This is a genomic window from Streptantibioticus ferralitis (assembly GCF_029223525.1).
Classification (GTDB): Bacteria; Actinomycetota; Actinomycetes; order Streptomycetales; family Streptomycetaceae; genus Streptantibioticus_A; species Streptantibioticus_A ferralitis.
On sequence record NZ_JARHTQ010000001.1, the window covers coordinates 135,740 to 147,517 of the forward strand.

Below are 11,778 nucleotides of genomic sequence, written 5' to 3' on the forward strand. Positions count from 1 at the left end.
ATCGTATGCTCGGACCACGTCCCCCACTCAGCCGATTCATCCACCGATACGACATTCACCCCCTTTTCAATCACCCATTCGTGTCCGGTGCGTTCTCCGGAAAGTGGCAGGCCACCCGCTGGCCCTCCCGTACCTCGCGTAGCAGGGGCTCTTCCGTCGCGCAGCGATCCGTCGCCTTCCAGCAGCGGGTGCGGAAGCGGCAGCCGGAGGGTGGGGCGATGGGGGACGGGACGTCGCCGGACAGCAGGATGCGTTCGCGTTGTTTGCGGCGCTTGGGGTCCGGGACCGGTACGGCCGACAGCAGGGCGCGGGTGTACGGGTGGGCGGGGTGGGCGTACAGGGCCGACTGGTCGGCCAGCTCCACGATCTTGCCCAGGTACATGACCGCGATGCGGTCGGAGACATGCCGGATGACGGACAGGTCGTGCGCGATGATCACGTACGTCAGGCCCAACTCGCCCTGCAGGTCGTCGAGCAGGTTCACCACCTGGGCCTGGATGGAGACGTCGAGCGCGGAGACCGGCTCGTCGGCGACGACCAGTCTCGGTTTGAGCGCCAGCGCCCGGGCGATGCCGATGCGTTGCCGCTGGCCGCCGGAGAACTCGTGCGGATAGCGGTTGTAGTGCTCGGGGTTGAGCCCGACGAGTTCCAGCAGCTCCTGGACGGCCTGCCGGCTGCCGCCGTCCGGCCGTACGCCCTGCAGCCTGAAGGGCGCGCCGACGATGGTGCCCACCGTGTGGCGCGGGTTCAGCGACGAGTACGGATCCTGGAAGATCATCTGCACATCGCGGCGCAGTGGCCGCATGGCCGCCGTGCCCAGGTGGGTGATGTCCCGGCCGGCGAACTCGACGCTGCCGCCGGTGGGTTCCAGCAGCCGGGTGATCAGCCTGCCCAGGGTGGACTTGCCGCAGCCGGACTCTCCCACCAGGCCGAGCGTCTCACCCGGATGGACGTGGAAGTCGACGCCGTCCACCGCCTGCACCGCCCCGGTCTTCCGCCGGAGCAGCCCCTTGGCCAGCGGAAAGTGTTTGACCAGGCCGGTGACCTTGAGCAACGGCTGCGCGCTGGCGGCGGTCATCTGCTGGCCTCCCAGATGCGGTTGCGGTCCGCCACCGGCAGGTGGCAGGCGGCGAAGTGCCGCTCCGCCACCTCGCGCAGTTCCGGCACGGTGCTGCGGCTGGCCCCACCGGTCAGATCGGCGTGCGGGCAGCGCGGGTGGAAGGCGCAGCCGGAGGGCACGTTGATCAAGCTGGGCGGCGCGCCCCTGACCGGGGTGAGGCGTTCGCTGCGCTCCCGGTCGAAGCGTGGCATGGAGCCCAGCAGCCCCCAGGTGTACGGGTGTTGGGGAGTGTAGAAGACCCGTTCCGCGGGTCCGCGCTCCACACACCGTCCGGCGTACATCACCAGGATGTCGTCGGCCAGTTCGGCGACCACGCCCAGATCGTGGGTGATGACGATGACCGCCGAGCCGAACTCCTGCTGCAGGTCCCGGATCAGGTCGAGGATCTGCGCCTGTACGGTGACGTCGAGGGCGGTGGTCGGCTCGTCGGCGATCAGCAGGTCGGGGTTGTTGACCAGCGCCATGGCGATCATGACGCGCTGCCGCATACCGCCGGAGAACTGGTGCGGGTAGTCGTCGAACCGCCGGTCCGGTTGCGGGATGCCGACCCGGCCGAGGAGTTCCACCGCACGAGTGCGGGCAGCGGCCTTGGTGACCGGATGGTGCACCCGGTACGCCTCGCTGATCTGGGTGCCGACCGTGTAGTACGGGTGCAGCGAGGACAGCGGGTCCTGGAAGATCATCGCCATCTCCCGGCCACGCAGCCGCCGCACGCTGTCGGGGTCGGCGCCGGTCAACTCCTGCCCGTCCAAGTGGATCTCGCCGGAGATCCGGGCCCGCCCGCGCCCGTACTGGCCCACGCCGTGCAGCCCCATCACCGCCAGTGAGGTCACCGACTTCCCCGAGCCCGACTCGCCGACGATGCCGAGGGTGCGGCCGCGCGCCAACTCGAAGGAGAGCCCGTCAACGGCCTTGACCAGCCCGTCGTCGGTCGGGAAGTGCACCTTCAAGTCACGGACGGACAGGAAGACTTCGGATTCGTCCGTCATGTCAGCCTCACTCTGGGGTCGACCACCGCGTACAGCAGGTCCACGACGAGGTTCGCGGCGATCACGAAGAACGCGGCGACCAGGGTCACCCCGAGGATCACCGGAAGATCCTGGTCGCTGATGGCGCGGACCGCCGCCTGCCCGAGCCCCTGCAGACTGAACGTGGTCTCGGTGAGGATCGCGCCGCCCACCAGCGCGCCGAGGTCCAGGCCCAGGATGGTCAGCACCGGCGTCATCGTGGCGCGCAGCGCGTGTCTGCGGATCACCACCGGTTCGGCGAGGCCCTTCGCGCGGGCGGTTCTGATGTAGTCCTCGCCGAGGATCTCCAGCATGGTGGCGCGGGTGAGCCGGGCGTACATCGCCGCGTACAGGAAGGCCAGTACGATCCACGGCAGCAGCAACCCGCGGGCCCAGGCGAAGGGGTTCTGGGTGAACGGAACGTAACTCACCGTCAGCCAGTGCAGCTTGTAGGTGAAGACGGCGAGGGCGAGCATGCCGGTGAAGTAGATCGGCAGCGAGACCCCGGCGAGCGCGGCGGTCATCGCGGTGCGGTCCCATAGGCTGCCGCGCCGCAGCGCGGAGAGCACACCGGTGCCGACCCCGACCACCAGCCACAGCACGCACGCCCCGACGGCCAGCGAGAAGGTGACCGGGAAACGGTCGGTGAGCAGCGGCCACACCGGCTGCTCGGTCTTGAAGGAGTAGCCGAAGCAGGGCGCCGCGCAGTGCGTGACATCCGCGCCGTTGGCGTAGTCGCGCCCGGCGACCAGTCCCCAGATGAACCTGGCGTACTGCACGATGACGGGTGCGTCCAGGCCCAGTTTCCTCCGGATTCCGGCGATGGCGGTGGGGTCCGCCTGCCTGCCCGCGAACAGTGCCGCGGGGTCGCCTCCGGTGAGCTTGGGGACCAGGAAGAAGATGCCGAAGGTGACCAGCGTGACCACCAGCAGCATCACCACGACGGCGACCAGCCGCCGGACGATGTAAGCCAGCACGGCGCCCTGCCCCCTTACTTCGCGCCCTCGACGCCGAGCGACACGAAGTCGTACTTGCCGCTGTAGGAGGCGGCGATGTAGGCGTTGGTCAGCCGGTTGCTACGCCACAGCAGCGCCTTGTCGTAGACGATCGGCAGGTAGTAGGCGTCCTCCATCACCTTGTGGTTGATGTCGGAGTACAGCTGCCCGGCCTTGTCCGCGTCGGTGGTGGCGATGGCCTGGTCGAACTCGTTGTTGATCGCCGGGTCGTTGATCTCCGAGTAGTTGTTGTTGCCGTTCGGCAGGATGAAACGGCCGTCGACCAGCGGCTGGAGGAAGCCCTGGCCGGTGTAGAAGTCCGGGCCCCAGCCCATGACGATCAGGCCGTACCCCTTCTTGTGGACCACGTTGGGCACACCGATGATGTTCGGCGTCTGCGCACCGTCGTACTGGTCGATCTGGGTGTTGATGCCGACGGCCTTCAGCGAGGCCTGCAGGGCGACGGCGGAGGCCACCTCGGCGGGCTTGTTGTTGCGTACCGCGATGGTGGTGGAGAAGCCGTTCGGCTTGCCGCACTGCTGGAGTTCGGACTTGGCCTTGGCGACGTCCGGCGCGCCGCTGTTGCCGGTCTGGCCGAACGGGTCGTACTTGACGTCGGCGCCCTTGACGCCGTCGGGCAGCATGTTGGTGCCGATGTCGCCGCCCGCGATCGGGCCGCCGCGCGCGGTCTGCAGCGCCTTGTGGTCGGTCGCGTAGATGACCGCCTTGCGGCAGTGGACGTTGTCCAGCGGCTTGATCGCCGGGATCAGCGAGACGTAGCGGATGTATCCGGTGGTCGGGTCGTCGGTGCTCGCCTTGAGCTGCGGGTTCTGCAGCACCTTGACCCGGGCTGCCTGCTGGAGTCCGGTCTGGTTGAGGTCGAGATCGGCGTCGCCGCCCAGCATCCTGCTGTCCAGGTCGTCCGCGTTGGAGCCGTAGGCGACCTCGATCCGGTCCGGGAGCGCCGGGCGGATCGGGTCGGAGGCCTTGTTCCACTTGTCGTTGCGGACCAGCACCAGCGTCTTGTTGGGCTGGTAGGCCTGGAACTTGTACGGGCCGTCGGAGAACGGGTGCAGCCCGTACTTGGCCCCGGTGTCCTTGGACTGCTTGACCGGTGAGCCCTCGGGCAGCGCCAGCATCTGCTCGAAGTCGCCGTTGGGCTTGGCCAGATGGAAGACGATGGTCTGGTCGTCGGGGGTGTCGACCGACTTCAGTCCGAGCTTGTCGGGCGAGGGGTCCTTGTAGGGCCCGGGGTACTTCTGGCCGTTGTCGAGGTTCTGCATCAGCCAGATCGGGCCACCGGTGATCACGTCCTGCGCCCAGGTGCGTTCGATGCCGTACTTGATGTCCTTGGAGGTGACCGGCGAGCCGTCCTCCCAGGTCGAGCCGGATCTCAGGTGGTACGTGTAGGTCTTGCCGCCGTCCGTGATCTGCGCCAGCGAGGTGGCGAGGTCCGGCACCAGCTTCAGGCTGGCATTGCCCGGCCGGGTGCCGTACGTGATGAGCTGGCGGGTGTAGTAGCGGGCGAAGTCCCACATGAAGCCGTAGTAACCGCGCTGCGGGTCAAGCGAGTCGAAGTCCTGGGCGGCGGTGAACCGCAGGGTGCCGCCCTTCGCCGTCGACGGGTGGACGACGCTGCCGGCCGCGGCGTTGAAACCGGCCGCCTTGCTGTCTCCTCCGCTTCCGCTGCCGCCGGAGCTGCCACTGCACGCGGCCGTGCCGAGCAGTGCGGCCAGGGCGACGGCGGCTCCGGCCGCCAGTTTGACCCGGGTTGACCGATTTGACGTCACGGGAGTCTCAACCTCCTGGATTCATCGGGGTGTTGGAAAAATGCGGCGCGGGGGGATTCAGCGACTGCCCTTCGGATCGAGCGCGTCACGCACACCGTCGCCGAAGAGGTTGAAGGCCAGCACGGTGACGAAGATCGCCAGGCCGGGAATGATCATGAACATGGGGTCCGCCTGGAAGACGGTGACGGCCGCGGACAGCATCTGGCCCCAGGACGGCGTCGGCGGCTTGACCCCGGCGCCGAGGAAGCTGAGCGCCGCCTCGGTGAGGATGTTGGTGGGGATCATCAGCGTCGTGTACACGGTGATCGGCGCGATCAGGTTGGGCAGCAGTTCGCGGAAGAGGATGTAGCCGCGACCCGCACCAAGACTGCGCGCCGCCTCGACGTACTCGCGCTCGCGCAGCGCCAGCGTCTGCCCGCGCACGATGCGCCCGACGTACGGCCAGCCGAAGAACCCGATCACCACGATCAGCACCGCCATCCGCACACCGGAACCGGTGAACCCCCACAGCGAGTCCGGTACGACGGAGACCAGCGCGATGATGAACAGCAACTGCGGGAAGGCCAGCAGCAGATCCATCACCCGGCTGACCAACGCGTCCACCCAGCCGCCGAAGTATCCGGCGACGATGCCGAACAAGGTGCCCAGCAGCACGGCGACCACCGCGGCCAGGAACGCCACCAGCAGCGAGACCCGCGCCCCGTAGACCACCCGGCTGAACAGATCACGGCCGTTGACCGGTTCCACACCGAACAGGAAGTGGCGGCTGATTCCGCCGAACGCATGGATCGGCGTGCCCAGGTTCGGGTCGATCTGATCCTCGTGCAGTTGGTCCGGCGGATGCCCGAGCAGACCGACGATCTGCGGCGCGAAGACCGCGACCAGGATCAGCAGCACAACGACCGTGCCACCGGCGAGCGCGACCTTGTCTCGCCTGAGCCGCAGCCAGGCGATGCGGCCCGGCGAGCGGCCCTCGATGGCCTTGGCCGGGAGGTCGGCGGCGATGTCGGCGAGCGCGGTCTCGGTGGCGCCGGGCTCATGCAGGGGTGCGGTCATCGGTCCTCGGTGGTCCCTGGCCGGACGTGACCGGCGGTGGACAGGCTCGACGTGCAGTGGTTCTGGGTCGTGCGCGAGAGGAGCACCTTGCGGCGCGAGTCTCACGTGTGACCGAGATCACTCGCCAGACCCCGGCAGTGAATGGATGCGCAACCGTGATCCGGGTGCGGGGCGATGCCGTGAAGAAACTGGCGTCAAGGGCGTCAACCGCCGCAGGTAACACGGAGGCGCACCGGGGTTACCGGCGGATAACGTCGTCCCATGGACAACCGACTACGGGCGGTCTGCGACCTGATGGTGCCTGTCGTCCGCGAGATGGCCGGGCTGCATGAGTACGACGGCGTCGTACAGGACCTGTCGCCGGAGGGCGTCCGGCGCTCCCTCGCCGCGCTGACCAGGGCGCGGCGCGATGCCGCGCCCCACTCCGACCCGCATGACGAGGCGCATCTGGCCGTCTTCGAGGAAGGGCTGCGGGTGCAGTTCGGCGAGCTCGAACTGCACCGCCGGGACCCGTACCTGCATCTGTCGAACCTCGAACTCACCGCATACGACCGGGAGTACGCGCCGCAGCAGGAGCGCACCGCGGCCCGGCGCAGGCACCTCGCCCAGTGGCCGGACGCCGTCGATGCCGCGATCGCCTCGCTCGACCAGGTCAGCGCACCGGTGGCGGGTGCGCTGCTGGCGGCGGTACGCGGCCTGGCGGCCGGGCTGGACGCCACACGGGACCCGGAGGCGGCACCGGCGCTCGCGGCCCATCAGCGGCTGGTCGCGCACATCGCCCGCGCCGCGGAGACCGGTGACCCGGATCCGCGGCTGGGCGGCCAGGCACTGGCCGCGCTGATGGGCACTCAGGAGGGCGTGCAGGTGGACCTGTCGGCGCTCGCCGCCACGGCCCAGCTCGAACGGGAGCGACTGGCCGCGCTGTTGACCGAGGCGTGCCGGGCGCTGGATCCTCGTCGGACCGTCCAGGAGCTGGTCCCCGAGTTGCTCGCCGACCATCCCGATGCCGACGGGGTGATCCCCGAGGCGGCCGAACTGGCCGCCGAGGTCATCGATTTCACCCGGGCCCGCGACCTCGTCCCGTATCTCGACGGGGAGTGCCGGGTCGGACCGGCGCCGGAATCCCGCCGCTGGTCATCGGCGATGATGACCTGGGCGGCGCCGTTCGAGGCCGACGCGCCCTCCTGGTACCACATCACTCCGCCCAGTGCGCAGTGGTCGGCGGCCGAACGGGAGGAGTGGCTGACCCTCTTCAGCCGCACCGGCCTGCCCTCGGTCACCGTGCACGAGGTCGCCCCCGGGCACTTCGCGCACGGCAGGGCACTGCGCCACGCGCCCAGCGATGTGCGGCGGGCGCTGCACTCGCTGACGTTCTGCGAGGGGTGGGCGCACTACGCGGAGGAGATGTGCCTGGAGGAGGGTTTCCGTGCGGGCGACCCACGGTTCACCATCGGGGTCGCGCTGGAGGCGCTGGTCCGGGTCACCCGGCTGACCTGCGCGATCGGTCTGCACACCGGTGCGATGGATGTCGCGGAGGCCACCGAACGGTTCATCCGGGACGCCTATCTGGCCCGCGCGGCGGCCGCCTCGGAGGCGCGGCGCGGTACGTTCGACGCCGCTTACGGGCGGTACACCTGGGGCAAGCTGGAGTTGCTGCGCCTTCGCGAGCAGGCCCGCAAGGAGTGGGGCGCCGACTTCACCGTCCAGCGCTTTCACGCTGCGCTCCTGGCTTTGGGCAGCCCACCCCTGGGGTTGATCGACGCCGCGCTGGGCGGCTGACGCCTGGTCTTCGGGGATACCTCGGGGTTGCGGTTCGGCTGACGCCTGGTCTTGGGCGACCCCGGGGGGGTTGCGGTGTCAAAGCGAGCCGCAACCCCACGAAGATCCGCCAGATCCGCCAGAAGGGCCCTAGTGAGGGCGCGGCGGCCACCCCCGCTGCGGCTGCTGGGGGGACGGCGCCCAACCCCCCGTCATCGGCGCCGCCACGGCGCCATACGCGTCGCGGTCGAAGAACGGCCGCGCATACACCCGCATCCACATCGCGACCGGGTCGAACTCATCGGCCAGGGACACCGTGGACAGCGCCAGCCCGTCCGGCGCCTCGCTCGCCGACTGCCGCATCATCATCTGCACCGCCTCGACGGCATGCGGCCCGCTGTCGTACAGCCCGACACCGATCGCCAGGAACGGCTCACCGAGCGCGGGCCGCACCCACGCGGCGCACAACGTGCGCACCACCGGCGTGTGCTGGGCGTGTAGGGACAGCGCAGCGTAGAACTGCGGCATCTGCAGGGTGGGTTCGCAGATCTGCAGCGGCCCGGCGGGCAGCCGGTCGAGCCCGGAGGCGATGCGCCGCAGATCGAGCCAGGGCACGCCGACGCCGCCGCCGGGGGCGTGCGGGTTGAGCCACAGGCCCCAGCGTTCGCGGTAGAGCTCGGCGGCGATCTCACGTCCGGTGACCACCTCGTGCGACCGGTTCCAGCCGCTGGCGGTCAGTTCCTGGGCGGAGGTGACGCACGGCGCGTAGCCGTACCCGCCGACCTCCATGTTCCCGTACTGGGCGTCGGACGTGCCGGGTTGGCCGTGCCAGAGCAGCATCCACACCTGCCCGTCGGCCAGCGCGCGCAGCAGTGCCTCGTACATGTCGTAGCGGCCGGGCGCCACCTGGCGCAGCGCGTCCTCCACGCCTGCCCGCGAGGTACCCCCCGCTCCTCCTGCCGCGCCCGCGTTCACCTTGGGGGCCCGCCCCTTCCGTAGCTCGGTCCGCTCCGTCCGCCGTCGCACCCCAGCGTAGCGGCGGCTCCTCAGTGGCTTCCGGCAGTCTCGCCGACGCGTCCCAGCTCCTCCCGGCCGGGGGTACGGGGGTTGGCCCCCGGAACAACACCGCGCGGCGGGCGCTGACAGGCTTCCGGCGGTCCCAGCGACCGGGCCCCCCGACACCCTGCGGCCAGGGGGGCGCCCCAGGAACAACACCGCGCGGGCGCCCCTGGGTGCGCGTCAGCCCCGGGCGTAGAACGGGCGGACGCGCTCGTGCATCCAGTCACCCACCAGGTCCTGGGCGACGTCCAGCAGCACCAGGTTGACCGCCCACCGCACCGGCACGGCGCCGAGGGCGCGGCCGAGGGCGTCCATCGCCGCGGCCCGGTCCTCCTCCTGCCAGCGGTCGAGTTCCACACCGACGAACAGCGTGGGCGGCTGACCCTCCACCGATCCCAGCGCACGGCGCGCCGAGAGCACCACCGGGGTGATCGCGAACTCGCCCGCGGCAGCGGCGAGGAAGTCCACCGGCTCGTCGTCGGGCCCCGGCTCCCACAGCCGTACCCGGCCGCCACCCGGCGCCCCGCCCCGGCAGAACTCCTCGACCGCGGCGGCGGGCAGCGGCAGGCCCACCGCACCACCGGGGTTGATCGCGATGCCGACCCGCGGCGGCAGCCCGCGGGCGAACTCCAGGGCGGGTGCCACCGCGAAGGCCATTCCGGGCGCGACCCGCACCAACTGCTCCTCGGAGCTGAACACCGGAATGTACGCGGCGCCTTCCAACTCCATGCCGGGCAGATCGAGATCAGGGCTGTCCGGCCCGCCGCCGTTCGGCAGCGGCACCCACAGCGAGGAGCGGCCGAGCACTTCCAGGACCCGCGGGGTGGCGTTCGGCTCGCCGAGAGCGGCGGCGAGCACCTCTTCGAGTTCGTTGGCGGGCCAGCCGCCGCCGTGCGGTAGCGCGGGCGCCGGGTTCCCGTGGGGCGGGTGGGCCTCGTGCTCCCCCTGCCCGTAGCCGTACTGCGCCGGAACGTTCATCTCCACCCACCTGCGGTCATCGTCGTGCCTGGCGGAACCCTAGCGGCCCTGGCCGGTACGCCGCGCGGCGTGTAATGATGCACGCGCCAACTCCATACCGGCCGTTCGAATCCGTGCGGGAGAGTTCCCGGTCGACACACGTGCTCATGCGTGACGTCGCCGGGGCGCCGAAGGAGCAAGTCCTCCCTTGAATCTCTCAGGCCCCGTTACCGCGCGGATTAGGCAGATCTGAAAAGCGGGCAGCCCCGGCTGCCCCACCCAAGGTGCAAGCCGCGCCCCGCCGGGGTCGTGGTGAACCTCTCAGGTTCCGATGACAGATGGGGAGGATTGTCATCGCCACGCCTGATCCGTCTGCACCTGGGAGCCCGTATATGACCACCGCCCCCGCAGCACCACGCCGTACCGCGCTGGACGCGGTACATCGCGCGCTGGGCGCGACCATGACCGACTTCGCGGGCTGGGACATGCCGCTGCGCTACGGAAGCGAGCGCGACGAGCACAACGCCGTACGCGGTACGGCCGGTCTGTTCGACCTCTCCCACATGGGCGAGATCACCGTCACCGGCCCGCAGGCGGGCGAGGCGCTGGACTTCGCGCTGGTCGGGCATCTGTCGGCGCTGGCGGTCGGCCGCGCCCGGTACACCATGATCTGCACGGCCGACGGCGGGATCCTGGACGATCTGATCGTCTACCGGCTGGGCGAGGCCGAGTTCATGATCGTCGCCAATGCCTCCAACGCCCAGGTGGTGCTGGACGCCGTCACCGACCGGGCGAAGGACTTCGACGCCGAGGTGCGCGACGACCGGGACGGGTACGCGCTGATCGCGGTGCAGGGCCCGCAGTCGCCCGCGATCCTCAAGTCGCTGACCGACGCGGACCTGGACGGCCTGAAGTACTACGCGGGCCTGCCCGGCACCGTCGCCGGGGTGCCCGCCCTGATCGCCCGCACCGGCTACACCGGCGAGGACGGCTTCGAGCTGTTCGTCTCCCCCGCCGATGCCGAAGCGTTGTGGCAGGCGCTCACCGAAGCGGGCCAGCCGTACGGGCTGGTGCCCTGCGGGCTGTCCTGCCGGGACACGCTGCGCCTGGAGGCGGGCATGCCGCTGTACGGGCATGAGCTGACGACGGCGCTGACTCCGTTCGACGCCGGGCTCGGGCGCGTGGTGAAGTTCGACAAACCGGGCGATTTCATCGGCCGTCAGGCGCTTGAGCAGGCTGCCGTACAGGCCGAGGCGACGCCCCCGCGCAAACTGGTCGGGCTGGTCGCGGAAGGCCGCCGGGTACCGCGGGCCGGGTACCCGGTGACGGTGGAGGGCGGCAGGGTGATCGGCGAGGTCACTTCCGGCGCGCCCTCCCCGACCCTGGGCAAGCCGATCGCCATCGCCTACGTCGACGCCCCGCACGCCGCCCCCGGCACGCCGGGCGTCTCGGTGGACATCCGGGGCAGCCACGAGCCGTACCAGGTCGTCGCCCTGCCGTTCTACAAGCGCCAGCGCTGACCGGCTCCGCCCGTCACGGATGACCGTCCACGCTGATCCATCAGCGCGAATGCCCGCCGGGCCGACCCGCCAGAACGCCCACCCGCCGCACGAGCACGCCCTTACATCCGGGAGAATTCCGTCATGAGCATCAACCCCCAGGAACTGCGTTACAGCAAGGAGCACGAGTGGCTGTCGTCCGCCGAGGACGGCATCTCCACCGTGGGCATCACCTCGCACGCCGCCGACGCGCTCGGCGATGTGGTGTTCGTCCAGCTGCCGGAGGTCGGCGACACCGTGAGCGCGGGTGAGAGCTGCGGCGAGCTGGAGTCCACCAAGTCGGTCAGCGACCTGTACTCGCCGGTCGACGGTGAGGTCACCGAGGTCAACGAGGACGTGGTGACCGACCCGTCGCTGGTCAACTCCGCCCCGTTCGAGGGCGGTTGGCTGTTCAGGGTGCGGGTGACCGGCGAGCCCGAGGACCTGCTGTCCGCCGACGAGTACACCGCCTTCTCCGGCAACTGACCCGGGAGACCC

At 70.2% G+C, this 11,778-nt stretch carries 10 protein-coding genes and 1 riboswitch; of the genes, 3 read left to right on the forward strand and 7 right to left on the reverse strand.

What is annotated here, in order from left to right:
• Window positions 1-70 precede the first annotated feature (70 nt).
• From P2L57_RS00615 to P2L57_RS00635, 5 genes are read right to left on the reverse strand one after another with little or no spacing between them, the layout of a single operon-like run.
• Window positions 71-1,078, reverse strand: a complete 1,008-nt coding sequence (locus tag P2L57_RS00615) for an ABC transporter ATP-binding protein (protein WP_275806437.1) — start codon at window positions 1,076-1,078, stop codon at window positions 71-73.
• On the reverse strand, window positions 1,075-2,109 hold the full coding sequence (locus P2L57_RS00620) for an ABC transporter ATP-binding protein (RefSeq protein ID WP_275806439.1): 1,035 nt from the start codon (window positions 2,107-2,109) through the stop codon (window positions 1,075-1,077). Before P2L57_RS00620 ends, P2L57_RS00615 begins: the two co-directional genes overlap by 4 nt.
• Window positions 2,106-3,104 carry an ABC transporter permease gene (locus tag P2L57_RS00625; protein WP_275806441.1) on the reverse strand — a complete coding sequence of 333 codons (999 nt, stop codon included), beginning with the start codon at window positions 3,102-3,104 and terminating at the stop codon, window positions 2,106-2,108. Before P2L57_RS00625 ends, P2L57_RS00620 begins: the two co-directional genes overlap by 4 nt.
• Before the next feature lie 14 nt (window positions 3,105-3,118).
• Window positions 3,119-4,912, reverse strand: a complete 1,794-nt coding sequence (locus P2L57_RS00630; protein ID WP_275806443.1) for an ABC transporter substrate-binding protein — start codon at window positions 4,910-4,912, stop codon at window positions 3,119-3,121.
• Between the two features lie 57 nt (window positions 4,913-4,969).
• Window positions 4,970-5,968 (reverse strand): ABC transporter permease, encoded by a 999-nt coding sequence (locus P2L57_RS00635; protein WP_275806445.1) that lies wholly within the window; start codon window positions 5,966-5,968, stop codon window positions 4,970-4,972.
• 261 nt (window positions 5,969-6,229) lie between these two features.
• Here P2L57_RS00635 and P2L57_RS00640 point away from each other — a divergent pair, with 261 nt between their 5' ends.
• A complete protein-coding gene (locus P2L57_RS00640; protein ID WP_275806446.1) occupies window positions 6,230-7,747 on the forward strand; it encodes a DUF885 family protein in 1,518 nt (505 codons plus the stop codon).
• A 129-nt stretch (window positions 7,748-7,876) separates the two neighbouring features.
• Here P2L57_RS00640 and P2L57_RS00645 read toward each other — a convergent pair whose 3' ends face one another.
• Both P2L57_RS00645 and P2L57_RS00650 read right to left on the reverse strand, forming a co-directional pair.
• Window positions 7,877-8,701 (reverse strand): enhanced serine sensitivity protein SseB C-terminal domain-containing protein, encoded by an 825-nt coding sequence (locus tag P2L57_RS00645; RefSeq protein ID WP_275807571.1) that lies wholly within the window; start codon window positions 8,699-8,701, stop codon window positions 7,877-7,879.
• A gap of 264 nt (window positions 8,702-8,965) precedes the next feature.
• Window positions 8,966-9,763, reverse strand: coding sequence for an enhanced serine sensitivity protein SseB (locus tag P2L57_RS00650; RefSeq protein ID WP_275806447.1), 798 nt, complete (start codon window positions 9,761-9,763; stop codon window positions 8,966-8,968).
• Between the two features lie 106 nt (window positions 9,764-9,869).
• Window positions 9,870-9,985, forward strand: a riboswitch (glycine riboswitch).
• A gap of 149 nt (window positions 9,986-10,134) precedes the next feature.
• On the opposite strand from P2L57_RS00650, the gene gcvT reads away from it, so the two are divergent.
• Together gcvT and gcvH are read left to right on the forward strand one after the other, a co-directional pair.
• On the forward strand, window positions 10,135-11,262 hold the full coding sequence (gcvT, locus tag P2L57_RS00655) for a glycine cleavage system aminomethyltransferase GcvT (protein ID WP_275806448.1): 1,128 nt from the start codon (window positions 10,135-10,137) through the stop codon (window positions 11,260-11,262).
• A gap of 123 nt (window positions 11,263-11,385) precedes the next feature.
• Entirely contained in the window at window positions 11,386-11,766 is a 381-nt protein-coding gene (gene gcvH / locus P2L57_RS00660) for a glycine cleavage system protein GcvH (RefSeq protein ID WP_275806450.1), read from the forward strand.
• The last annotated feature ends 12 nt before the right edge of the window (window positions 11,767-11,778 follow it).

Coding starts and splice junctions, on each gene's coding strand:
- P2L57_RS00615 (WP_275806437.1), bottom strand. CDS start 1,078: ATGACCGCCGCCAGCGCGCAGCCGTTGCTCAAGGTCACCGGCCTGGTC.
- P2L57_RS00620 (WP_275806439.1), bottom strand. CDS start 2,109: ATGACGGACGAATCCGAAGTCTTCCTGTCCGTCCGTGACTTGAAGGTG.
- P2L57_RS00635 (WP_275806445.1), bottom strand. CDS start 5,968: ATGACCGCACCCCTGCATGAGCCCGGCGCCACCGAGACCGCGCTCGCC.
- P2L57_RS00640 (WP_275806446.1), top strand. CDS start 6,230: ATGGACAACCGACTACGGGCGGTCTGCGACCTGATGGTGCCTGTCGTC.
- P2L57_RS00650 (WP_275806447.1), bottom strand. CDS start 9,763: ATGAACGTTCCGGCGCAGTACGGCTACGGGCAGGGGGAGCACGAGGCC.
- gcvT (WP_275806448.1), top strand. CDS start 10,135: ATGACCACCGCCCCCGCAGCACCACGCCGTACCGCGCTGGACGCGGTA.
- gcvH (WP_275806450.1), top strand. CDS start 11,386: ATGAGCATCAACCCCCAGGAACTGCGTTACAGCAAGGAGCACGAGTGG.